Origin of the sequence: Pseudoalteromonas sp. SG45-1 (assembly GCF_014164135.1) — a bacterium.
Lineage (GTDB): Bacteria > Pseudomonadota > Gammaproteobacteria > Enterobacterales > Alteromonadaceae > Pseudoalteromonas > Pseudoalteromonas distincta.
On record NZ_JACJEP010000001.1, the window covers coordinates 492,035 to 518,536 of the forward strand.

Annotated in this window: 15 protein-coding genes and 1 tRNA gene; 15 read left to right on the forward strand and 1 reads right to left on the reverse strand. The window is 38.5% G+C overall.

Annotation, left to right across the window (positions count from 1 at the left end; translation table 11 throughout):
• Nucleotides 1–43 precede the first annotated feature (43 nt).
• From H5117_RS02280 to H5117_RS02290, 3 genes are all read left to right on the forward strand, one after another.
• Nucleotides 44–119: transfer RNA gene (locus H5117_RS02280), tRNA-Glu, on the forward strand.
• 283 nt (nucleotides 120–402) lie between these two features.
• Nucleotides 403–3,270 (forward strand): pitrilysin family protein, encoded by a 2,868-nt coding sequence (locus H5117_RS02285; protein ID WP_182736048.1) that lies wholly within the window; start codon nucleotides 403–405, stop codon nucleotides 3,268–3,270.
• A 247-nt stretch (nucleotides 3,271–3,517) separates the two neighbouring features.
• Complete coding sequence (locus tag H5117_RS02290) at nucleotides 3,518–3,784, forward strand: DksA/TraR family C4-type zinc finger protein (protein ID WP_182736049.1); 267 nt, start codon at nucleotides 3,518–3,520, stop codon at nucleotides 3,782–3,784.
• 285 nt (nucleotides 3,785–4,069) lie between these two features.
• Here H5117_RS02290 and gloA read toward each other — a convergent pair whose 3' ends face one another.
• Complete coding sequence (gene gloA / locus H5117_RS02295) at nucleotides 4,070–4,471, reverse strand: lactoylglutathione lyase (protein ID WP_024594782.1); 402 nt, start codon at nucleotides 4,469–4,471, stop codon at nucleotides 4,070–4,072.
• A 625-nt stretch (nucleotides 4,472–5,096) separates the two neighbouring features.
• Here gloA and H5117_RS02300 point away from each other — a divergent pair.
• The 12 genes from H5117_RS02300 to H5117_RS02355 all read left to right on the forward strand — a co-directional run bounded on the left by H5117_RS02300 (nucleotide 5,097) and on the right by H5117_RS02355 (nucleotide 26,199).
• Complete coding sequence (locus H5117_RS02300; protein WP_002962960.1) at nucleotides 5,097–5,975, forward strand: NAD(P)-dependent oxidoreductase; 879 nt, start codon at nucleotides 5,097–5,099, stop codon at nucleotides 5,973–5,975.
• 147 nt (nucleotides 5,976–6,122) lie between these two features.
• The gene (locus H5117_RS02305) at nucleotides 6,123–8,381 is read left to right on the forward strand and encodes a polysaccharide lyase 6 family protein (RefSeq protein ID WP_182736050.1); all 2,259 of its coding nucleotides are present in this window, start codon (nucleotides 6,123–6,125) and stop codon (nucleotides 8,379–8,381) included.
• A gap of 5 nt (nucleotides 8,382–8,386) precedes the next feature.
• On the forward strand, nucleotides 8,387–10,603 hold the full coding sequence (locus H5117_RS02310; protein WP_182736051.1) for a heparinase II/III family protein: 2,217 nt from the start codon (nucleotides 8,387–8,389) through the stop codon (nucleotides 10,601–10,603).
• A 5-nt stretch (nucleotides 10,604–10,608) separates the two neighbouring features.
• Entirely contained in the window at nucleotides 10,609–10,953 is a 345-nt protein-coding gene (locus tag H5117_RS02315; RefSeq protein ID WP_002962963.1) for a cupin domain-containing protein, read from the forward strand.
• 2 nt (nucleotides 10,954–10,955) lie between these two features.
• On the forward strand, nucleotides 10,956–12,263 hold the full coding sequence (locus H5117_RS02320; RefSeq protein WP_002962964.1) for an MFS transporter: 1,308 nt from the start codon (nucleotides 10,956–10,958) through the stop codon (nucleotides 12,261–12,263).
• Between the two features lie 74 nt (nucleotides 12,264–12,337).
• A complete protein-coding gene (locus H5117_RS02325; RefSeq protein ID WP_024596888.1) occupies nucleotides 12,338–13,270 on the forward strand; it encodes a sugar kinase in 933 nt (310 codons plus the stop codon).
• Between the two features lie 229 nt (nucleotides 13,271–13,499).
• Nucleotides 13,500–14,117, forward strand: a complete 618-nt coding sequence (eda, locus tag H5117_RS02330; protein ID WP_058154918.1) for a bifunctional 4-hydroxy-2-oxoglutarate aldolase/2-dehydro-3-deoxy-phosphogluconate aldolase — start codon at nucleotides 13,500–13,502, stop codon at nucleotides 14,115–14,117.
• A gap of 14 nt (nucleotides 14,118–14,131) precedes the next feature.
• Nucleotides 14,132–15,214, forward strand: a complete 1,083-nt coding sequence (gene fbaA / locus H5117_RS02335; RefSeq protein WP_002962276.1) for a class II fructose-bisphosphate aldolase — start codon at nucleotides 14,132–14,134, stop codon at nucleotides 15,212–15,214.
• Nucleotides 15,211–16,173: a class 1 fructose-bisphosphatase gene (locus H5117_RS02340; protein ID WP_182736052.1), complete on the forward strand. Its 963-nt coding sequence runs from the start codon at nucleotides 15,211–15,213 to the stop codon at nucleotides 16,171–16,173. Before fbaA ends, H5117_RS02340 begins: the two co-directional genes overlap by 4 nt.
• A gap of 449 nt (nucleotides 16,174–16,622) precedes the next feature.
• Complete coding sequence (locus tag H5117_RS02345; protein WP_182736053.1) at nucleotides 16,623–19,355, forward strand: poly(beta-D-mannuronate) lyase; 2,733 nt, start codon at nucleotides 16,623–16,625, stop codon at nucleotides 19,353–19,355.
• A gap of 325 nt (nucleotides 19,356–19,680) precedes the next feature.
• The gene (locus H5117_RS02350) at nucleotides 19,681–22,713 is read left to right on the forward strand and encodes a TonB-dependent receptor (RefSeq protein WP_182720601.1); all 3,033 of its coding nucleotides are present in this window, start codon (nucleotides 19,681–19,683) and stop codon (nucleotides 22,711–22,713) included.
• Between the two features lie 522 nt (nucleotides 22,714–23,235).
• A complete protein-coding gene (locus H5117_RS02355; RefSeq protein WP_182736054.1) occupies nucleotides 23,236–26,199 on the forward strand; it encodes a TonB-dependent receptor in 2,964 nt (987 codons plus the stop codon).
• The last annotated feature ends 303 nt before the right edge of the window (nucleotides 26,200–26,502 follow it).

Genomic DNA, 26,502 nt, shown 5'->3' on the forward strand with positions numbered 1-26,502 from the left:
AAACGAGTCTAAAAATTCAGTTGTCCTAGTGACACATTTATGTGTCCCCATCGTCTAGAGGCCTAGGACACCGCCCTTTCACGGCGGTAACAGGGGTTCGAATCCCCTTGGGGACGCCACTTACTTATTTTAAGTATTGTGTAAAGTAGTGTGACACCGCACTCTCTATGCACGACGTTATCAAGAGTACCAATCTCTTAGATATGTCATTTACTACTTAGATAGGAAAGTGCAGTGTTATTAGAATAAAACCACAAATTAATACCCTCATTTTATACTTCATTTTTATATCAATCTATTTACACTTTGTTACAAAACCAAACCCATAATCGCTCCATATTCCTTGTTGTACTTTTAATTAGTCTTTAAACTCATTGAGTTAATTTAAATATGGACTAAAAAATGAAACTCACAAAAATTGCACTTGCTGTTTTACTTGCATCAGGGTTGGCTGCATGTAATAGCCCAACTCAAGCTATTGATAAAAATATTGTTACAGAAACATCAATTCCTGGCGTTACACTTATTGAATCAGTGAAATCTAATGCAGGTGAAATCAACATACCGTATAAAAAATATAAACTAGATAACGGTTTAACTGTAATTGTGCATGAGGATCATTCAGATCCCTTAGTACACGTTGATGTAACATACCACGTTGGTTCTGCTCGCGAAGAGTTGGGTAAGTCAGGCTTTGCTCACTTTTTTGAGCATATGATGTTTCAAGGTTCAGAGAATGTTGCTGATGAGGAACATTTTAAAATAATATCTGAAGCAGGCGGTACTTTAAATGGTACAACTAACTCAGATAGAACAAATTATTTTGAAACAGTACCTGTAAATCAATTAGAAAAAATGTTGTGGCTAGAAGCTGATCGAATGGGCTTTTTACTCGATGCTGTAACCCAAGAAAAATTTGAAGTACAACGCGAAACAGTAAAAAATGAGCGCGGCCAACGTGTTGATAATCGCCCTTATGGTCGTTTAGGTGAACGTGTTGCTCAAGCGATGTATCCAGACGGCCATCCATATTCATGGCCTGTAATTGGTTTTATGGACGATTTAAATCGCGTAAATGTAAATGATTTAAAAGCATTCTTTTTAAAATGGTACGGACCAAATAATGCAACGCTTACCATCGGTGGTGACATCAACGCTAATGAAATACTGCCATTAGTTACTAAATACTTTGCACCAATCCCAAAAGGTCCTGAAATACCTAAAGTTGAAAAAACAGCTGTAATACTAGATGCTGATAGATATATTTCAATGGAAGATAAGGTTCACTTACCTTTATTAAGTATGAGTTTCCCAACGACTTATGCTCGCTCTGAAGATGAAGCACCTCTTGATATACTTGCTGAAATATTAGGTGGAGGTAATAATTCACTACTATACAAAAACCTAGTTAAAACTCAACTTGCTGTTCAAGCAAGTGCAAATCATCCATGTCAAGAGTTAGCGTGTTCAATTAGTCTTTATGCTTTACCAAATCCTACAGCAGGGAAAACGTTAGCTGATATGGAAAAAATCATTCGTGATTCATTTGTTGAATTTGAAGAGCGTGGCGTTACACAAGATGATTTAGATAAAGTAAAAGCTAAAATAGAGTCAGGTGCAATTTTTGGTCTGCAAAGCGTATCAGGAAAAGTCTCTCAACTAGCCGCATCTGAAACGTTTACAGGTAACCCAAACTCAGCTAAAGATGAGATTGCACGTTATAACAAAGTTACAAAAGCTGATGTTATGCGTGTTTTTAATCAATATATCAAAGGTAAATCTGCCGTTATTATGAGTGTTGTGCCAGAAGGTCAAACTCAACTTATAGCTGCCCCAGATAACTTTACGCCTAAAGCGCATGATTTTGGAGGTCCATCTACAACTTCAGCTGATGATTTAGTAGCACGAAGAGCTGTTGATACATTTGATCGAAGTATTCACCCTGTAGCCGGCGCAAATCCTGCTGTTGATGTTCCTTCTCTTTGGCAAACTAAGACCGAAAACGGTATTAAAATATTAGGTACGCAAAGTACAGAAACGCCAACCACCGCTATTTTCATTAAAGTTCCGGGTGGCTTGTATAATGAGCAAGCTAGTAAAGTGGGTTTATCGTCAATGACTGCATCGTTAATGAGCGAGTCAACGCAAAACTACACTACAGAGCAAATGAGTAACGCGCTTGAAAAACTGGGTAGCCAGGTAAGTATCTACTCAGACAAAACACATACAAATGTGTATGTTTCTAGCTTAACTAAAAATGTAGATGCAACGCTAAAGCTTGTTGAAGAGAAATTATTTAAACCAGCATTTAATGCCGATGACTTTGAGCGTAATAAAAAGCAAATCATTCAAAATATTCAACATTCAATGAAGGATGCAGGGTATTTAGCATCTAATACATACAGCAAATTACTATATGGCGACAATATAGCTGCACTTCCAAGTACTGGAACGCTTAATAGTATTGAGGCTATTACATTAGATGACGTTAAAGCTTTTTATAACGCAAACTTTAAACCACAAGGCGCGCAAGTCATTATTGTTTCTGATTTAAAAGAGTCAACAATTGAGCCAAAGGTTAAAGCTACACTTGCAAACTGGCAAGGTAAATCGAGCCCAGTTACTGTTGATTTCAGTGAACCTAAAGTAGAAACTAATGTCATTTATCTTGTAGATAAACCAGATGCCCCTCAATCAGAAATTCGTATTGGTAAACGCGATATGGTTGAAGACATTACTGGTGAGTTTTTTAAAGCTAACTTAATGAACTTTGCATTTGGTGGCACGTTTAACAGCCGTATCAATCTAAATTTACGAGAAGATAAAGGCTACACTTACGGTGCTCGCTCTCGTTTTTGGGGTGATAAAACATCAGGCGGCTTTACAGCTTCTGCAGCGGTGAGAGCCGACTCTACTGCAGCGTCTATTACAGAGTTTACTAATGAGCTTAATAACTATGCTCAAAACGGTGTCACGGATGAAGAGCTTATGTTTATGCGTAAAGCTATCAATCAAAAAGATGCGCTTAAATACGAAACGCCTAATGCAAAACTTGGCTTTTTAGCACAAATATTAGAGTTCGATTTAAAACCTAGCTTTGTAAAAGAAAGAAATGAGATTGTTAGCAATATTAGCAAAGAAGAAGTTAACGCCTTAGCTAAAAAACACTTAAACACTAAAGATATGATTTATTTAGTAGTGGGTGATGCTAAAACACTTCGCCCTGAGCTTGAAAAATTAGGCATGAAGGTTGTTGATTACAGCCTTTAATATTTAAATAAATAATTAGAATTACAAAGCAGCTTTTTTAGCTGCTTTTTTTTGCCTGATTTTAGAGTGTTGATCTTTTTGAAAGTAGATTACAGGGAGCAACTACAGCGTCTTTCTTTAGATGTAAAATATAGTTTTATAGTTGAAGCCTTCAAATAACACCCCATTCCTAGCTTTATTATTCAGTACTTATAAAGATTCAATTTGGTAGCATAAATTTAAACATCCAACTTTATTAGGAGGATTTATGGCAAGTGGATGGGCACGAGACGGTGCAATTCAAGATCAAATTGATGCAAGTGTTAACGACGCCGTACAGTATGCAAGAAGCAATTTAATATCTGGTGCAAGTGCTGAGCTATGTGACGAGTGCGATGAAAAAATCCCACAAGCACGAAGGCTCGCGCTACCAGGAGTTCGCTACTGTGTTGCATGCCAAGCTGAAATAGAAGGCAATGGTACCAGCGCTAAATCGTTTAATAGGCGTGGTAGTAAAGATAGTCAGTTGCGTTAAAAAAAGGTGCTGCAAAGCACCTTTTATTTAATACCAATCTGCATAACCATTTGAACTATATATAAAATTAAACCTCTCCATAGTTATACCAACCAGCATAAATCTTTGATCAATTTAACGAATTAAATTGCACTATAACGTCGTTAAAAATTTTTTATTTAGAACAACTGGATACAAAAATTTTGGCCTAGTTCTAGCGTAATTTTCTTAACGTTAAATAGACCCCATATATAAGCAGATTGGCATTAAGCAAATTGTTATAACTTAAATTAGTTATTAAGTAATTTAAAATTTACTCATGTCTTCTTTTTTCTGAATTAACTCAATTGCATAGCCATCTGGGTCTTTTACAAAAGCAATTTCAGTAGTACCGCCTTTTACAGGCCCTGGTTCACGGCTTACATTGCCACCAGCAGCTTTAATATCTGCACATGCTTTGTAAATATCATCAAACTCAATAGCAATATGACCATATCCATTACCAAGGTCGTAGCTATCCTCGTCCCAGTTATAAGTTAGCTCTAATACTGTGTTATCTGCTTCGTCGCCATATCCAACAAAGGCAAGAGTGTATCTGTATTCACTGTTATCAGCTCTGCGTAATTCTTTCATACCTAATATTTCAGTATAAAAAGCAATTGATTTATCCAAATCGGCTACACGAAGCATAGTATGTAATAAACGCATTTTTAGTTCCTTTAGTTATTTATTCAAAGTTAAGGGTATTTTTAACTAAGCGCTATTATTAAGCGCGTTTTAGGGGGGCTATATGTATTAGCCATATATGTAGGCATTACATATAAATCACAACCTTAATATGAGAGTGGGCTTAAAACAGTTTGAGTTCGACCTTTATAAATTACCAATTAATGAATCATTTTATTAAATTTTGGATGCTTAAATAACCAGTACTCAATTATTGGTCAACCTATTAGTGTAAAAAAAGTTACTGATTGTTCAACAAAAGTTAACCTTTGCTTAATTGTGCTGTTGATATATAACCACATGTTTTAATAGGATATTAAATTAATTCTTGTGTAATTTGTAAAAATGTGGCGTTTGCTTGGTTAACTTATTGGTTGACAAAAAAGTCGTATGGTAATACAGTTTTTGCATACCAATTGGTAAGTTGCTTGGTTTGAGTGAATGCAATGTATTGGTAATTAATCAGAGTTACGTTTTGCACAGGTTAATTTATAAATAACTCAAGCTTAAAGTTACTCTACAAATTGAAACAAAAGACACAGCGTATTTATAGAGTAAATTTTACTTGTTCTTATAAAAGTATGCGCCACATATTTAGGAGTTATTCATGTCAAAACCAGTCATCGGTTTCATCGGCTTAGGCTTAATGGGCGGCAACATGGCCGAAAATTTACAAAACAAAGGCTATGAGCTAATTGTTATGGACCTTAGCAAAGATGCGGTTGCAGCATGTGTTGCTAGAGGCGCAAAAACAGCAAGCACTGCAAAAGAGCTAGCTGAAGGTTCAGATATTGTTATGTTTTGTCTTACAACGTCTGCCGTTGTAGAAAAAATTGTTTACGCAGAAGACGGTATCCTAGCGGGTATTAAAGAAGGTGCAGTATTAGTTGATTTTGGTACTTCTATCCCATCATCTACTAAAAAAATTGGTGCTGATTTAGCAGCTAAAGGCGCAGGCATGATCGACGCGCCACTAGGTCGTACACCAGCACATGCTAAAGACGGCCTTTTAAACATTATGGCTGCAGGCGATATTGATACATTCAATAAAGTTAAACCAGTACTGGAAGATCAAGGTGAAAACGTTTTCCATCTTGGCGAGCTAGGTGCAGGTCATACAACTAAGCTTATCAACAACTTCATGGGCATGACGACAGTATGTGCTATGTCACAAGCATTTGCAGTGGCAGAGCTTGCTGGTGTTGACCGTCAACAACTTTTCGACATTATGTCGACTGGCCCATCTAACTCACCGTTTATGCAATTTTGTAAAAACTATGCAGTTGATAATGTTAGCGACCTTGGTTTCTCGATTGCTAATGCAAACAAAGATTTAGGCTACTTCCTACAAATGGTAGAAGACCTAGGTACTGAATCAAAAATCGCTGAAGGTTCATCAGCTAACCTACAAGCAGCGTTTGACGCTGGTATGGGTCAAGGTAACGTTCCTGAAATTTTTGATTACTTCAAAAAGTTAGAAAAGTAATACTTCTCGACCTTATTGAGCGCTTTGAGCTTTAACTTAAAGCGCTTTAACACACATGACACCAATTGACTAAAGTCTTTGTGCAATGTCAGCTTTTTTTAATTCTGATGAAGCACTACTTTCAGTCACAACGAAAAAGAGTTAACTATGCGTTTGATTAATACAATAAAGCTTAGTCTAGTTCTCATCGGTTGCATATCCACACAAGTAGCGGCCAAAGATTATTTTATAGAAAATAAACAAGCTTTTAATGATATCGCAGCTAATCTAGTTGCTGGCGACAAAGTAGTACTTAAAAATGGTACTTGGTCTGACTTCGAAATTTTACTTGAAGGCCAAGGTACAAAAAACTCTCCTATTATATTAACCGCTGAAACTAACGGAAAAGTAATTCTATCAGGTCAATCTAACCTAAGACTTGCAGGTAAATACCTTGAAGCTTCTGGTTTAGTATTTAAAGACGGCTACACACCGAGCTCAGCTGTAATAGAATTTCGTAAAAATAAAAATGAATTAGCCTACAATTCACGAGTTACTCAAACAGTAATCGATAATTACAGTAATCCAGACAAACGAGAGTCTGATTATTGGGTTGCCTTATATGGACAACATAACCGCTTTGATCATAGTCATTTAGTTGGCAAACGAAATAAAGGTGTGACAGTTGCTGTTCGTTTAAACACTAAAGCAAGCCAAGAAAACTATCATCGTATAGATAACAACTATTTTGGCTACCGTCCTACTTTTGGTTCTAACGGTGGTGAAACCCTGCGTATTGGCACAAGCCATTACTCACTAACTGATTCGCATACATTGGTTGAAAATAATTACTTTGAACGTACCAATGGTGAAGTAGAAATTGTTTCGGTTAAATCAGGTAAAAACATCCTTCGTAATAACGTATTTTATGAAGCGCGCGGTACATTAACGCTGCGCCATGGTAACGGCAATCTTATAGAAGAAAATATCTTCATTGGTAATGGTGTTGATCACACAGGTGGTATCCGCGTTATCAATAAAGATCAAATTGTAAGAAATAACTACCTACAAGGCCTAACAGGCTATCGTTTTGGCAGTGGTTTTACTGTGATGAACGGCGTACCAAATTCATCTATTAATCGTTATCACCAAGTAGAAAATGCGACGATTGAAAACAACACATTTATAAATGTGCGTCATATTCAACTTGCTGCAGGTAGCGATGCTGAGCGTAGCGCAGCTCCAAAAAATAGCGTAATGAAAAACAATTTAATCATAAACCAAGATGGTGAACAGCCATTTACAACATTCGACGATGTAAGTGGGTTAGTATTAAGTAACAACATTGCAGATACAAAAGTGCTTTCTGAGCTAACGTACGGTGTAAAAAAAGAAAAAATCACGCTTGAAAAAGCAAGTAATGGTCTACTTTACTCAACCTCTAAAAGTTTAAATGTAGGTGCAAAGCGCGATTTAAAAGTACTTAAAAAAGAAGATACCGGTGTTAGTTGGTATGCAAAAGTACCTGCTTTAGTTGATTTTGATTCTGGTAAGACACATTCTGTTAAAGCTGATGTAAGTGCATTACTAGATGCTATTGATAATGCAGAGTCGGGCGATGTTCTAGAACTAGCGCCTGGCCAGTATGATGTGTCTAAACTGGTTAAAATTGATAAAACGTTGACAATTAAAGCAAAGCAGAACACAAAGTCTAAACTTACTTTTCAACGCTCTACCTTGTTTGAAATACATGATGGCGGCAGCTTAAAACTAGATGGTTTATCAATTTCAGGTGAAAACGCGCCAGATGCAATAGGTAACAGCATTGTTCGTACGCAAAAATGGGGTATGGTTGATAATTACCGCTTTGTAATGACCAACTCAGAGTTAAATGCTTTAGATATTAATCATTCATTCCATTTCTTTATCACTGGTAAAGGTGCAATGGCTGACGAAATTATTGTTACAGGTAATACCTTTAATACAGTAACAGGTGACATTTTACGTCTAAATACTGAAATTGAAGACTTAGGTGTTTATAACGCGGAATACGTCATTGTAAATAATAATACATTTAATAATGTAGAAGGCGGTGTACTTAAGCTTTACCGTGGTGGTACTGATGAAAGTACATTTGGTCCTCATTTTGAAATGACAAGTAACACGCTTAATAACGTTGGCCTTGGTAAGCGTAACAAAGAGCAAGCGAGCATTTATGTTCACGGTGTTCAGGTTACTAATATTAAAGATAATAAATTTGTTAAATCTGCTCCTATTGTTGTAGAGCACACAGTAGGCGAGCCTAAAACTGAAATCTCAGGCAATACATTTGATGCCACTAAAGCACCAAGCGTTAAAGAGTTAAGAGTTAAAGGCCCACACACGGCAGTATTAAAAAATAACAACATTTTAAATAAGGCAGGGTAAATACTATGTACTTATTAAAATGCCAAACACGTTTTAAAATAGCTGCTGTAGCTGCAATTACATTACTTACATCACTGGAGGCGCATGCAGCGCACCCAAACTTAGTGATTACTACTGATGATGTTAAGCAAATGCGCCAAGCAATTAGTAGCAACGGTAGCACAAAGTTTGCTACTGCATTTGAATCGCTAAAAACGCAAGTAGATGAACAAATTGCACAGCCTATCACTGTACCAGTTCCAAAAGATGGCGGTGGTGGTTATACACATGAGCGCCATAAGAAAAATTATCAACTTATGTACAACGCGGGCATTATTTATCAATTAAGCCAAGATGATAAATACGCTAACTATGTACGTGATATGTTGCTTGAGTATGCAAAATTATACCCAACGCTTGGTCTGCATCCAAAACGTAAAATGGACTCGCAAAATCCAGGTAAGTTTTTTTGGCAAAGCCTAAATGAAGCAATGTGGCTTGTGTACACAATACAAGCTTATGATCTAATTCATGACTCGTTAAATGCCGATAATATTAAAACAATCGAGAATGACTTACTCCGTCCTGTTTCGTTGTTCACATCTGTAGGCCAACCGTCTACATTTAATAAAGTACATAACCATGGAACATGGGCAACAGCGGGTGTTGGCATGGCAGGGTATGTATTAGGCGAACCTGAGTGGGTAGAAAAATCATTATACGATTTAGAAAAGTCGGGTAAGGGTGGCTTTATTAAGCAGCTAGAGATGCTGTTTTCACCACAAGGTTACTATAACGAAGGTCCTTACTATCAACGCTTTGCACTATTACCATTTGTAACGTTTGCTAAAGCGATTGAAAACAACGAACCACAACGAAAAATCTTTGAATATCGCGATGGCATATTATTAAAAGCGATTGATACGACGATTCAACTTAGCTACAACGGTTTGTTCTTCCCAATTAACGATGCAATAAAAAGTAAAGGCATCGATACCATTGAGTTAGTAAATGGGGTAACGGCAGCGTATGGCTTAACCAACGATGCAGGTTATTTAGATATTGCTAAGCAACAAGACCAAATAATTCTCTCTGGTGATGGGCTAAAAGTAGCTCAAGCACTTGATAACAACATGGCAAAACCTTATTCGTTTAAATCCGTTGCCTTCGGTGATGGTAATGACGGTAAACAAGGTGCTCTAGTTGTAATGAGAACGCAGGTAGGTGGCGATCAAGCGCTACTGTTTAAACCTGCTGCACAAGGTTTGGGCCATGGTCATTTTGATAAATTAACATGGCAGTTTTACGACCACGGAAATGAAATTGTATCTGATTATGGCGCAGCACGTTTTTTAAATGTAGAAGCTAAATACGGCGGTCGTTATTTACCTGAAAACGAAACTTACGCTAAACACACTGTTGCGCACAATACGGTAGTGGTTGACGAAACAACGCATTTTAATGCAAATGTTGAAGTAGGAAATAGTAATTACCCTACACTTAACTTTTTCGAAACGAATGAATACGGCACGGTTTCAAGCGGCGAAATAAGCACAGCTTATAAAGGCGTTGATCTTGAGCGTACGCTTGCACTTATTAACTTACCTGAACTACAAAGCACAGTTGCACTTGATATATTTGATGTTGTTGCAAATAAAGCGCATCAGCTTGACCTGCCTTTGCATTATAAAGGTCAGCTTATCGATACCAGCTTTGAGTTAAAAGCAAATGCAACGCAGCTGTCTGCGCTAGGTACTAAAAATGGCTACCAACATTTATGGCTTAAAGCTCAAGCGCAACCTCAAAGTGGTTTAGCTAAAGTAACGTGGCTAAACGAAAATGGTCGTTTTTATACGCAAACGAGCTTGGTAAAAGGTGATGAGTCTTTCTTGTTTACTCAAATAGGCGCAAATGACCCTCACTTTAATTTACGCAACGAAAATGGTTTTATTCGTCGTGTTGAGGGTCAAAAGCAACATAAGTTTATATCTGTATTAGAGCCACATGGTGAGTACAACCCAAGTAAAGAATATACCCTAGAAGCTGTTAGTCGAGTTACAAAGCTTGAATATAGTCAGCAGGGCGATTTAACACTTGTTGAACTTGATATTAAAGGCAACTCATATTTAGTGGCAATTAATAAAGCACAAACATCAGCTAAAAACACATTCAATTATCAAAATAAAGAGTTCACTTTAAATGGCCGATTAGGCGTTTATATGATGAACAATAATCAGGAGTAAATAGGATGCAAAAGCAAAGCGCAAACTTTTCATTTGGTAACGAGACCGAAATTGAAGACTTAGGAAATGGTCTAAAACGTCAAATGCTAGGTTATAACGAAGAGCTAATGGCTGTTAAAATTTGGTTTGAGAAAGGGGCTATTGGTTATAACCATGCTCACAGACATTCTCAAGTAACGTATGTTGTTGAAGGTGAGTTTCACTTTAACATTGATGGCGTAACTAAAATCTTAAAACCGGGTGATAGCTGCTTAATCCCACCGTTTGCTGATCATGGAGCTACCTGCCCAACAGGCGGAATCCTGATTGATACTTTTAGCCCAGCGCGTGAAGACTTTCTTGAGGATTAATTATGCAACTTAAAGGCTTACGTTGGTGGGTTATAGCGCTAATAGCGCTAGCTACCATTATTAACTATATCGACCGCCAAGCACTTAGTGTGCTTTGGCCGGACATTGTTGAAGATTTATTTCCTGATGAATCAGCGCTAGAACGCAAACAAATATACGCTAATATTTCTATTGTGTTTGTATTTGCTTATGCATTTGGTCAGGCAATCTTTGGTAAAATATTTGACTGGGTGGGCACACGCTTCGGTTTTGTACTATCAATAGGTGTTTGGTCTATTGCAACCGTTGCGCATGCATTTGCACAAGGTGTACTTAGTCTTAGTATTTTTCGCGCAATCTTAGGTGTAGCAGAAGCCGGTAACTGGCCTGGTGCAGCTAAAGGTAACGCAGAATGGTTCCCTACTAAAGAACGTGCTTTAGCACAGGGTATTTTTAACTCTGGCGCCGCAATTGGTGGCATTATTGCTATTCCTTTAATTGCTTATTTAACTATCTACTTTAGCTGGCAAATGGTGTTTGTTTTTGTTGGTGCATTAGGTTTCCTTTGGTTAGTTCCATGGTTAATTTTAGTTAAAGCACCGCCTAGCTCACATCCTTGGCTGACTGCCGAAGAACGTGAATATATCTTAACGGGTCAAAGACGTGTTGATGACAACGGTGATGTAACTGGTGAAGACGAAGAGGAATATAACCCTACAACTGCTGAGTTACTTTCTCGTAAGCAAAGCTGGGGTGTAATCATTGCCTCTGCCGCAATTGACCCAATTTGGTGGTTATTTGTATTTTGGATCCCTATTTACCTAAACGAAGTATACGGCATGGATGTTAAATCTATTGGTATATACGGTTGGGTACCTTATGTTGGCGCTATGTTTGGTGCTTGGTTTGGTGGTTTATTGGCTCAAAATCGACTCAAAGCAGGTTGGAATACAGATAAAACACGTAAGCTTACTATTACGCTGGGTTGTTTAATTATGTTACCAGCGCTACTTGCAATGGCAAATCCAGGCGGACCAACAACAGCGGTACTAATTATGGCTGTTATCTTATTTGGTTTTCAAACTGCAATTGGTAACGTGCAAACACTACCAAGTGATTTGTTAGGTAAAAAAGCAGTGGGTACATTATCAGGTTTTTCTGGTATGGCGGCAAAGCTTGGTGCTGTAGGTCTTACATCGCTAGTACCTTTTCTTACTGCTGATGGTAACTACACACCAGCATTTGTAATTGGTGCTTCTTTGGCCATCATTGCAATGGCAGCTGTTTGGATTTTAATTCCAAAAATAGAACCTCTTAAAAAGCCTCAATAATCTAGATAATAACTGCTATGCCAACATATTTTGTATATGTGCATAGCAGTTAACTACATAGGGTAACTTCCAAGATGAAAAATATTTACTTTATCGGTGAATGCATGGTCGAGCTTAGAGCTATGAGCGCGGCAACACTGCACCAATCATTTGCAGGCGATGTTTATAATTCTGCAGTGTATTTAAAACGTTGCTTCCCGCAGGTTACTACTTCGGTTGTTACGGCTTTAGGTCAAGATAATTTAAGTAAAAAAATGCTAGAACGCTTTGAGAGTGAACAAATAAATACGCAACTTGTATTTGCTCACGACACCAAAGTACCTGGTATGTACTACATAGAAACTGATGAGCATGGTGAGCGTAGCTTTATTTATTGGCGCAATGATTCTGCAGCTAAAAAGGTTGTTGATTTTTTAGATGCTGATGCACTCGAGCAGCTTAGCCAAGGTGATATGTTTTTCTTTTCAGGAATTTCATTAGCAATAATTGAAGAAAGTGCACGTGAAGACTTTTGGAAAGTTGTAAAGCAGCTTAAAGATGCTGGGGTTAAAATCGTTTTTGATCCTAACTACAGAGCACGTTTGTGGAATAGTGTAGAGGAAACAAAAGAGCAGTATCATTTAGCCTTTACGTTTGCAGATATTACCCTACCAGGCGTTGAAGATTTAACAACACTTTATGGCGTTCATAGCGTAGAAGCAGTTGTTGAATATTTAAAGCCTTACCAAATTGAAGAAATTGTTGTTAAAAATGGCCCTGAATCGGTAGTGACAAAAGAGGGCGATACGCTTCAAAGTCACACTATTGTACCGGTCAAAAACGTTGTAGATACAACATCAGCAGGCGATGCCTTTAACGGTGTTTACTTAGGTGCACGTTTATCTGATAAATCAATTTCAAGTGCCGTGCAACTTGCTGCAAAAGCGGCAGGGACTGTTATACAGCAACCAGGTGCTATTGCTCCAAAAGATATATTTCAGCTAGCAATGGCTGAAGCAGGCATGTGATACCAATTTTATTAAAAACATGATCACCTTAGCGTATTAAATAACTCACTAACTACGTTAAAAATTATTTATATAGAGCAACTATGTATCATAATTTTAGCCTTGTTATTGAGCTACTTTCTTATCGCTATAATAGCTCATTAATTTAATGCAATTGGTATAACAAAATAATTAAACATTAAAGGCCGCCATACCTCGGCCGCATTACTTTTTATAAAGGAACAACGTTATGACTCGCTTTTCTGAACTTATGGCAGGACAAACACTGCTACCTATAATTCAAGCAGATACTCCAGAGCAAGGTGTTCAAATAGCGAAAGCTATGGCCAATGCTGGGCTTACTTTAGTTGAAGTAGTGCTAAGAACAGAGGCATCAATAGAGGCATTAAAAGCTATTAAAGCACAGGTGCCTGAGCTAAAAGTAGGTGCAGGGACAGTCATCAATACTGATATTTTGGAGCAAGCACTTGAAGCGGGTTCTGATTTTATTGTAACCCCAGCGGTGTCTCCTACGTTACTTGAAGCACTTGCTAAATGTAATGTGCCGGTACTTCCTGGTGTATCAAACACCGGTGATATTTTAATGGCGCTTGAGTATGGCTTTGAAGAGCAAAAATTATTCCCAGCATCGCTTGCTGGTGGCGCTCCTTTTGTGTCAGCTGTGTCGTCAGTATTTAGAGCAGTCAGCTTTTGTCCTACAGGTGGCGTTAGCGAAAGTAACAAAATGGACTATCTTTCTTTAAATAATGTATTCGCCGTTGGCGGTACTTGGATAGCGAAAAAAGAATGGGTTGAACAAGAAAATTGGCAAGCAATTACTGATTCTTGTATCCAGGCTTTAAAATAGAAAGGATTTCATAAATGAATTATTTAGCCCCAACAATACTACCAGGCGTAATCGTTGGCGACGAAGTAAGTGCTGTGTACGAGCATGCACGTACACATCAATATGCTTTGCCAGCGGTAAATGTTGTTAGTACAACATCTATTAATGCGACGCTAGAAGCTGCTAAAAAGAAAAACTCGCCCGTTATTATTCAGCTTTCTAATGGTGGAGCACAATTTTTTTGTGGTAAAAGCTTATCTTTACCAGAGCAACAATCAGCTGTGCTTGGGGCGGTAAGTGCTGCAAGATATGTACATTCAGTGGCAGCACATTATGAAGTAGCAGTGATGCTTCACACTGATCACGCAGCTAAAAAGCTACTACCTTGGATTGATGGTTTGCTTGATGAAGGTGAAAGACACTTTGAACTGACTGGCAAACCATTGTTTAGCTCACATATGATTGATCTGTCAGAAGAGCCTTTAGAAGAAAATATCGAAATTTGTGAACGTTACTTAACGCGTATGGCAAAAATAGGTATGACGCTTGAAATTGAGCTTGGTTGCACGGGTGGCGAAGAAGACGGTGTTGATAACTCACACTTAGATAGTTCTGCTTTATATACTCAACCTGAAGATGTTGCATTTGCTTACGAACGCTTAAGTCGTATTAGCCCTAACTTTATAATTGCAGCCTCTTTTGGCAATGTTCATGGAGTATATAAACCGGGTAACGTTGTTCTTACGCCAACTATTTTAAAAGATTCACAAGCTTACGTATCAGAAAAATTTAATCTACCAAGTAACTCAATTAACTTTGTTTTTCATGGTGGTAGTGGTTCTGAGTACAGTAAAATTGCAGAGTCTTTAACGTATGGTGTAGTGAAGATGAATATTGATACCGATACGCAGTGGGCGTGTTGGACAGGTATTTTAGATTACTACAAAGACAAGCAAGCATACCTACAAGGGCAAATTGGTAACCCTGACGGGGATGATAAGCCAAACAAGAAATACTATGACCCTCGTGTATGGTTGCGTCATTCAGAGCAAAGTATGGTTGCAAGGCTAGAGCAATGCTTTGACGATCTAAATTGTGTAAACAGGTATAGCGCATGAAAAGATTAAATACAGTATTGAAAGAAGACGGTGTAGATACCGATCTTATTTTACTTATTCGCACAATTTTAGCGACCAGTAAAGAAATTGCTTTTCGAGTAAGCCAAGGTGAATTAGCCGGTGTTTTAGGCTCAACTTTGAATGAAAACGTTCAAGGTGAAGTTCAAAAAAAGCTTGATGTAATCGCAAACCAACTACTTAAAGACATCCTACTTGATGATAGCAGCGTACGTTCTGTTGCATCAGAGGAAGAAGATCATGCGGTATGCGGCCACCCTGAAGGTAAGTTTATTGTTGCTTTTGACCCGTTAGATGGCTCTTCTAATATTGATGTTAATGGGCAAATAGGCACTATATTTACTATTTACTTAGCCCGTGATGATGTTCCTTTTGATAGCGACGAGCAATTTAGTCAGCCCGGTGTAAATCAAGTGTGTGCAGGCTATGTGTTATACGGCCCTTCATCATTACTTGTAATGAGTACTGGCGGTCCTACGCGTTGTTATACGTTAGACTCAACACATGGCGGTTACTTACTGACAAACAAGCAGTTAAGTGTGCCAGAACAAAGTCGCGAATTTGCCGTAAATATGGCTAACTACCGTTACTGGGACGAACCAACACAAGTGTATTTTGATAAATTGCTATACACCTGTGAAAGCTTTGAAAAAAGCTCAATGCGTTGGAATGCAGCGATGGTAGGTGACGTTCATCGTATTTTATGCCGAGGCGGGTTATTTTTGTATCCACAAGATAAACGCAGTGGTAACGATAACGGAAAAATAAGACTGCTTTATGAAGCAAACCCGTTAGCACTTTTAGTTGAAAACGCAGGTGGTAAAGCAACCTCTAGAGGAGCGCGAATTTTAGATATTGCGCCCACTAGCTTGCACCAGCGTGTGCCTGTAGCTTTGGGTTCAAATGAGCCTGTAGAGTTTTATAATAACGCCATGTTATAAAACAGCACTCAAAAAAAGGGGTAAGAAAATTGCCCCTTTTTACCTTTAATTTTAATTCTCTTTGTAAATCATCCTCTTTAGACAAACTCACTTCTTTTCTTATTGTCTTCAAATAAGAATACTTCACATATATTTAATAATATTACCTTCTAAACCCTATATAAAACTAAGTTTTTACTATAAGGCTATGTATCTTCAACGTTATTTTTCACAATTGAATTCAATTTTTAACCAACAATAAAAGCCCAAAGTTAACTTGGTGTTTATTTATTGTTGTTTAATTAGGTTGGGATAGTGGAAAAACTTATTTTATTGTGGTTATATTACCAAGTTGGTTAACAATTTATTTGCAATTCAAATGAATTTGGTAATAAACACATGATTTATTTGGTAACACACACAATAGATAGCCAAATATTAAAACTATAAATTTGGAGAATAGAGCCACCATGAAATTCAAACATTTTGCGCTATGCGCTATTGCAGCAGCAATCGTTGGTTGTGACACAAACTCAAACAACAATGACAACAACTTGGGCTCTATTGCTCTTAGTGGAACTGTTACAAGCGGACAAACATTAACAGCTGAAGTTAGTGACCCTGATGGTATCTCAGGTGACGTGACTTACTACTGGTATGCAGATGGTGAGGCAATTGCTGGTGCAAATAGCGCTTCATTTACATTGACTGACGATCAGATAGGGTTACCAATTACAGTTCAAGGGCTTTATACAGATGATGGCGGTATTAATGAATCGCATATTACAGAACCAACCGCAGATGTTGCCGCAATCGCATTTCCTGCAAGTTTAACTATTACAGGTGACGCACTAGTTGGTTCGCAACTAACTGCTAATGTAGCTGACGACAATGGCTTTGATGGCGATACAGTAACTTATAAATGGTTTGCAGATGACGTAGAAATTGCTGATGAAGCACTTTCAACGCTCACGTTAACAGACGCACAGTTTGGTACAGTTATTACAGTTAGTGCATCTTTTGAAGATAGCCGTGGGTTTAACGAGTCTGTAACTTCAGCCGGTACAGAGGTTGTCGCACGAACAAACTCAGAAGGCGAAGTTACAATTAGCGGCACGCCAACTGTTGGAAATACTTTAACAGCAGAAATTAATGATACCGATGGGGCGACAGGAGATATCACTTATCAATGGCTTGCTGACGCTCAAGAGATAGATGGCGCAATAGAGAGCACCTTTACAGTTGATGCATCACTTTTAGGTCAAAAGGTAAGTGTTAAGGTTGCTTATACAGATGATAATGGGTTTATCGAGGATAATACATCAGAGGAAACAATTGCTGTTTCTGCTGTTGCGGTTGACGAAGCCGGTAGCGTAGCCATTATGGGTGTAGTGCCTTATTTAACAAATGGCGAGTTAACCGCTGAGATAACTGATAACAACGGCGTTGAAGAGGCTAACGTTACTTATACTTGGTCTGCTGATGGCGTTGAAATAGCTGGGAGCAATAGTAAAACATTTACGCCTTCTGATTACGCTGGCTCAATAATGTCAGTAAAAGCCACGTATACAGATAATGATGGCTTTGCGAGTGAGGTTACAAACTCACTTGATACATTGGTTTACACACAATTAGTTAGTAGCCCTGAAGCACTCCTTGGTGCTATAAGTGGCGGTTTAGCTGACGGTGATGTTATTGGTTTAAACACGGGTGTTTATGCTGATATGGACGCAATTTTATTAACCAGTGCAGTAACGCTTCGCGCTGTAGAAGGTCAAACTCCTGTACTTAGTGGTGAAGTATGTGTGCATGTAGCTGCTGGAGTAGATGGCGCTGGGTTAACAGGGCTTACCTTTAAGAATATAGATACTAAAGCGGGTGCATTTTGTGAAACCGAAGAAGGTGCTGTTATTTACTCAGAAGGGGATAACTTTACTTTTTCGCAAAACACGATGGATGGAGAAGAAGCGACACTCAATAACTCTGAATACCATTGGCTGATGATAAAAGGTCAAAGTGCGTTGGTTGAGCGAAATACATTCTCTAATCGAAATGTAGCAGAAAAAGGGTCTGTGATAAAAATATCATCATCAAGCTCTGATCACGTTATTCAATATAATTTATTTAGTGACAGTGATAATCCAAACTTTGATCAATCAAGTTTATACTTAATTAATGCAGGTAGTACAACGGGTAGTGGTGCAGCTGATAACGCAAACTTTACTATTCAGTATAACCGCGTAGAAAACTTTGTAACGGGTCGTCGTTTAATGCGTGTACAAACTTCTGGCGCAACCATCAAAGGCAATACAATCATAAATCCTAATGGTGGTATTTCATTAGAAGATGGTGGATTTAATAGTGTTACAGACAACATCATTATTCGTACTACAGATATTGCAAGCTCAAGCGACAGACCTGCTGGGGTATTGATCACACCACTTGGTCACACTGTGAGTAACAACTACATTGCTGGTATTCGTTCTGGTAATAAAGAAGCGGGCGGTATTGTATTTACAGCTAACCCATTTTCACAAGCTGATGGCGGTGTGCCAAACTCGGGTAACCAAGCTGTACTTGATAGCGCTGGCGACTTTACACTAAATGTAACAAACAATACGGTTTTGAACTCACAGCAACCTATTGTATTTAGTACGGAAATAGGCTCTAAAGCACCAACAAGTGATTGTGATGAGTTAACCGCAGCGAATGCGCCGGTACTCTATGGGCTGACCAAAAATGCGTTTGTTATAAACTTTAATGGAAATTTAATTGCAAACGGTTTAGGTGATCAAACAGACGCAGATACAATAAGCAGCAGTGCTAAAACTCAAGGCCTATTTTACCCAAATACACTTGATAGTGACCATGCTTTTGAATATGACTGTGACTTAATTAATCATGATAGTTCGGTGCTAAGTAACAACTTTGGTTATATGGATAGTCGAGTATCAGGCGATGCAAGCGGTGACTGGGTTGAAATCAGAAAACTAAATGGTAATGGCGCATTCGATACTGATGGTGCAATTGACCAAGACCCAGCAACTAACGGTAAAGAAGTGCTTGAGTACGTTACAGCAGCAAGTACGTTATTAGAAACTGACCCTGCAGGCCTTCAGGCAGAGGCAGGTGCTAAAGGTCTTCATTATATTCAATCATCTGAAGTAGGTGTTGGATCTACATGGAAAATACAAAACGATTAAGTAACCAAATAATCAGTTAACTTTTAAAAGCCCCAAATTTGGGGCTTTTTTATTATTTATTAATAATCACCACACTTTTCTCAACCTACATAACTCATTTATCGACTAGTTTAGAGCTGTTTATATTCTAATAAAAAACCTGCCTGACCTACTGGTAATGCCGTTAAGTTAAAATTGGTATACCTTATGGTAATATTAAAACGTCAAATTGGTTGATCATCGTGATGGGTTTAAGTATATTAATGCCAAAGGTCACATAAAATATACATCAGCATAACAAGCTAACACACTAAAATCACACAACAACAACCAGCGGAGAATTCAAATGTCGTTGAAGTCACGAGATAACAATAATTCTACAACAGGGCAGTTTGCAATGCGCCCAGTTGCAAAATGGGTAAGAACAGCGGTCATCGCAGGTATGGCAAGTTCTTGCGTATTTACAGCAAGCGCACAGGAAGATCAGGGAAAAGCGACAGAAGTTGAAGAAGACGTTGAAATAATTAGTGTTACAGGTACACGTAGAACGATACAAGATCAAATAGCAATTAAACGTGAAGCAACAACGGTAGTTGATGGCCTGTCATCTGAAGATATTGGTGATTTACCAGCACTGTCTATCGGTGAAGCACTAGAATCAATTACAGGTGCTGCATCTCACCGTGAAAACGGTGGTGCTACAGAAATCACTATCCGTGGTCTTGGTCCATTTTTAAGTGCAACACACATTAATGGTCGTGAAGCGACTAATGGTAGTGGTGACCGCTCAGTTAACTTTTCGCAGTTCCCTTCTGAACTTGTAAAAAAAGTAGCGATATATAAAACGCAAGATGCCTCAATGATTGAAGGTGGTGTTGCAGGTGTTATTGCACTTGAAACTATAACTCCACTTGATTTTGGCAAACAACGTGTATCAGCTGAGGTTAAATTAAATTACAACCCAGACGAAGGTAATGTAGATAACTCGCTGCAAAGTGACGCGGGTTACCGTGGCACGTTTAGTTATGTTGATCAGTTTGAATTTGATAACGGCCAAGCCGTTGGTGTGTCTTTTGGTGTGCAGCGCCAAGAAATTAGTCAACCAGAGGCTGAATACAGAAGTTCTAGCCCATCAGGTTCTTCATTGTGGGCGTGTTTAAACGATCCGACTAATACCAATGAAGGTTTTTATCGTAGCAGCGCAGGCGACTGTGAAGACCAAGTTAATGGCAGTAGCAACCAAGGTTACGATACAGAAATCGATCCAGAAACAGGTAAAGCAGTAAGTGATGGTACTCCGTATGCTTGGACTGGCAGTAGCCGAAGCTTTCGCCAAAACGAGACATCAGATGAACGTGATGCAGTATTTTTTGCACTGCAATACCAACCGTCAGCTGATTGGGATGTTAACTTTGATGCACAAATTTCAGATAGAACACAACAAGAAGCACGCCACGATTTAATCTTTTTACAAAAACGTGCAACACCAGGTGTAACCGGTCCAACACTTGTAACTAACGATGTAGGCGGTATTTTACATTGGGAAGGTGAAGAGCGTATTGAATCAGCGGGTGAGCAATTTTCTCGTGAAGAAAACTACCAAGGTTACGGCATAAATATAGAACATACAGTTACCGATAGATTAACTGTTGACTTAGATTTAGCGTATTCAAAAACTGAACGTGAAGAACTTCAAATATCTAACCGTGGTAGAACATCAGGTCGCAATTTCTTTTCTTGGGATATGGGCGATGAAATTCCTCATTTCACACTGACAGATTTTGACGTAACAGATATTTCAAACTTTACAGATAGCCTAAGAACACGACTTGACCGTGAAAATGTTCGTGAAAACGAAGTTATATCAGCGCGACTAGATTTTGACTATGCGCTAGATGGCAACGTTTTTACAAGTATTCAAGGTGGTATTAGAACATCTGAAATGACCTTCCTACAGTATGGTGGTAGCCAAGGTAACGGTTCAAGAAACGAATTTACACTAGACTCTGGTACTGAAGCGCTTGACGTATTACAAGGTTGTCAAATCGATTTCCCTGAATCAGGCTTTTTATCGAGTGTATCTGATGGTGATATCGTAACAAATATTGATAGCGACGGTAACGTTGTAGCTAGCGGTACAGGTTCATCATGGGCTACATACGACAACGTATGTTTCTCACAAGCTGTAGCTGGTTCTAACGCTGATGGTGTGTTTGCTTACCCAGAAGTTGAATATGAAAATGCAGGTACAATTGATGTAACAGAAAAAACAACATCAGTGTACTTAATGGCTAACTACGATACTGAAATGTTTGGCAAATTCATTCGCGGTAACTTTGGTCTTCGTATTGTAGACACAGATGTAACTTCGATTGGTTTTAGAAATAGCTTTGATGTTGTAACAAGTGATACCGGTGTACTGTCTCTAGTTGAGTCTGATAACGGTTCACTGGATAAAATAAAAAGTGGTGGCGATTACACTAAGTATTTACCAAGCTTTAACCTAGTTATTGATTACAGCGAAGATATTTTATTCCGAGCAGGTATATACCGTGGTATGTCACGCGCAAATCCATCTAATTTAGGTTATAGCCGTACATTCCAAGAAGATACAGAAGGTACAGCAACATCAATCAGCGATTTATTAGTGGGTGTAAATGGTTCTGGTAATCCAGACACTCAACCACTTATGTCTTGGAACTACGACGCTGCGTTTGAATGGTACCCTAACGAAGATTCAATCTTAGCGTTAAGCTTATACTACAAACAGTTCAATGGCGGTTTTCAACAACAAACCGTAATTGAAGATTTTACTGTTGCCGGTGAAACAGTTTCACTACCAATCACCAACTCTGTTACGTCAGACGAGGACAGTGAAATATTAGGTCTTGAAGCTTCATTTTCTTACCACTGGGATAATGGCATCGGTATGAAATTTGGTTACAACTATGCAGACACTGACTTTGAGTTCCAAGATAGCTTATACGGCGATACGTTTGTTACTGATGTAGACGGTAATACTACACAATTAACTGACGGTATTGTTGAGTCAGCTTCAGTACCTGGCTTCTCAAAGCATGTATTTAGCAGCCAGCTGTACTACCAAATTGGTGGGTTTGATACTGCCGTTATTTACAAATATCGTAGTGAGTATTTCCAACCATATACTACAAATGGTACTCGACTTCGTTATGTTGATTCTGTAGGCGTATGGGAAATGCGCGCATCATACAAAATTGATGAGCACTTTAGAGTTAAAGCAGAAGCAATTAACTTGTTCAGCGCACCTAAATCACAAGATTTCTTTGTTGAAGGAAACTTAGGTGAAGTGAATGACTACGGCCCACGCTTATTCTTAGGTTTAAGCTACAAGCTGTAATAATAGTTAAACATTAAATCTCATTAAAAAGGCGGTTTTACCGCCTTTTTTTGATCCCTAAATTCTTCAATTTTATATTTTCAATAACGCTAATAAATAGTACTCAACACAGTTCGCTTTCTAATAACGCTTCTTGACTGAAAAAAAATTGGTTAACCAATAATGCCATTTATTAAGTGCGTACAACATCATCGGTTTCTCTTGCCTAAATTATTTCATTTTTAAAACACTAACTCTTTTAACCCTTGTAATTGATAGCTCAATTTCTAATTAAATTTAAAATCAATAAATAACATGAACTTAAAATCTACTTTATGATTTTAATTTAAAGGTTAGGTAGGTTTTTCTATTTTGGTAATAACATATTGCATAATATTTAATCTAAATTCATTACCAAAAGGTTGACCTTTTTATGGTTGGGTGTAAATATAAAGTTAAGGGTTTGTAGTAATTAAGGGCTTTTAATAAAAACAATAAAGTAGCTGGTTAAACATAGCATTTCACACACACAGGAAAAAAACTATGAGTCACAAGTTATCTAAAATTACACTGGCAGTTATATCGGCAACCGCACTTGGTATGTCTTTGTCCACACAGGCGCAAGAAGCTCCAAAAAAAGCTGCAGACGATCTTGAGGTTATTGAGGTTTCAGGCATTCGACAATCGCTTACAAATGCGCTTGCACAAAAGCGTTCAGCAGATAGCCTTGTTGAGATTATTGAGGCTGTCGATATTGGTAAGCTACCAGATCAAAACCTCGCAGAAGTACTTGAAAATGTAACGGGTATTCAAATTACCCGTGAAGCAGGGGTAGGTACGGGCGTTCAAATTCGTGGTACCAATGCTAATCGTACAGAAGTGAACGGCGTATCAACAGTTGGCTCTGGGTCTGGGCGAAGTGGCATTAGTTTTGAAGATGTATCAGCTGCAATCATCTCCGGTGTAGAAGTAATTAAGTCACCTGAAGCAAAAACAATCGAAGGCTCTGTGGGCGCAACAATAAACCTTAAAACAATTCGCCCGTTACAGTTAAATGAAACTCTAGGCTCAATTAGAGTTCAAGGTGAAGATAGTAGCTTATCAACAGATGGTGTTACTCCTAGGGTATCGGGTGCTTGGGGTGATAACTGGGAGCTTGATTCTGGCGGTAAGTTTGGTGTTGTATTTAGTGGTAGTTACAGTGAGCAAGACGTAACCGCATTTCGTCCTCGCGCAGATAGAGATAATTCGGTAGCCGCTGATAGTGGTGCTGCAAGCGCACAATCGTTTGATTTTCTACCAGTACAATTTTTAATTCAAGATTACGATAATTACGAATACGAGACAAAAAACTTCGCAGGTACATTTGAATATGCACCAAACGATAATATAAAATTCTTTTTTGATGCAGTTGTTAACGATCAAGAGCGCCGCCAAGAAAGCTCAAGAGTACAAGCATCTGGCCTAAGTGATCTTAGAAATGTATCAATACCGAGTGAATTTGAAACAGTTAATTTTGGTTCACTTGACGGACAAAACCTAGGCAGCATACAAGCGGCCGTAAGAGGCGTTATTCCGGTTGAAGACGGTGGTGGCGATCCTAATTTACGTTTTTCTAGTGATACTAATTCACGCATAACAAAAAGCAAAATATTTAGAATAGGGGGCGAATGGCAAGGCGATAGATTATTTGCAAGTGTTGAAGCCTCAACCTCTCGTTCTGATTCAACTACACCAAGCTTTAATACAACGCTTAATTTTATAAATCCAAATGTCGCTACTAATTCGTCAAATGAAAACGGTACTCCTTTTGAGTATGATCTTACAGGTGATGCACTTACATTTGGTATTGCAACGGGGGAGGCAAACGCACCAACAATGGCTCAATTACTCGACCCTGCAAATGTTGTTCTACGTGACGTAAACCAAGGGCAAGATGAGTCAGAAAATACAGAAGATGCGTTTCGTACAGATTTTACATATTACTTAGATGATGTAATAACGTCAGTCGATTTTGGCTACCGCTACAGCAAAACGAGCAGTATGTCGGATCAAGTTCGCTCTAACGTTGGTTTAAGAAATATGGCTGATAGTCCAACGGGTGATTTATTTGCACAATTATTAACAGCGGGCCCAGATAACTTTAATGATGGTGATGGGCGAGCACTTTATATTCGTGATTTCTTACTTATAAACCCAGAGCTTGCATCCTCTGATCCACAAGCTGTATTAGCAGCACTTAACCAAGCGATTGAAGCTAATAATGCTATAACGGGTTCTGATCGTGGTCCAATAAGTTCACCAACGTCTCAAGTAAATGCGTTTTTTGATATTGAAGAAGAAACACATGCCTTATATGCACAAGCTAATTTTGAGTATGGCATGTTTCGCGGTAACTTTGGCTTACGTTATTTAGAGACTGAAGTTACATCGCTAGGTAACTCTGTTACTCAAGATGGAAGTGGCAACGAACTGGTGACTCAAGTAACGTCAAAAGGTGATTACGATTTCTTTTTACCACGATTTAATTTAGCCGCGAATGTAAGTGAAGATGTGATTGTTCGTCTAGGTTGGTCAAAAGATATCAGACGCCCAGATTTTGATGACCTATCTACATCCGTTACGTTTGGCACCAGCCCTAATAGTGCAGTTTCAATAGGTAACTCAGGCTTAGAGCCAGAAGAAGTAACCTCTTTCGATATATCCACTGATTGGTATTTTGCACCCGCTGCTTTATTAAGTGTGGGGTACTTTCATAAAACACGTAGCGATTTGCACGTTACACAGCAAGTTGACCCATTTGAAGACCCAAGCACAGGCTTTCGCGATACAAATGGTCCTGAATGTGAAGGCGGCGGCATATTTAACCCAATTGCTGACATAAACGTATTTGGCCCAGATGCTGGTGTAGGGTTATGTGTACCAACACAAACTACTATTAATGATTCTGGCGAAACAACACAGCAAGGCATCGAGCTTGCAGCTCAATACGACTTATCAAATTTTGAAAAAGAGCTAGGCTGGGCATCAGGTTTTGGTGTTGTTGCTAACTACACCTATCAAGAATTTTCTGGTGGTGAATCATTTGACACCGCAACGAGTCGTGCAAATGCTGTTTTTGCATTAACAACCGGTAACCCGGATGCAGACATCAGTGCTAAGCAATCACTCATTGATCTGTCAGAAAACGCATATAACATCACATTTTACTATGAGAAATACGGTCTATCTGCTCGAGCGCGTTACACGTGGCGCGAAGGGTACCGTTCAACTGACTTTGGTAGCACTTCAAGCTTCCCATGGGGTTTCCCTGTTGTACAAGAAGACAGAGGGCAGCTTAATGCCAGCATAAGTTATGATGTGAACGATCAGCTAAATATCGGTATTGAAGCCGTTAACTTAACTGAGTCAGAAGTTAGCCAGTCTTGTGTAAACGAAGGTGCTTTACTTTGTTTCCAAGGTATTACAGACCGCCGTATTACATTTGGCGCAAGCTATAGATTTTAAAGGTTATAGTTAAATCGAGTCTATAAGTGTGTGTATTTAAAAACGCTAAAAGCAAGCCACCTGGCTTGCTTTTTTTTAACTATAATTAGTTAACATTTACAAAAATGATTTATTCCACTTTGTATTTTACTTATCAATACCGTTACAGCGGCAATGTCTTGCGACACTGCCACCAGTAATTATACCAACCTGCATAAATCTTTGATCAATTTAACGAATTAAATTGCACTATAACGTCGTTAAAAATTTTTTATTTAGAACAACTAGATACAAAAATTTTTGCCTAGTTCTAGCGTAATTTTC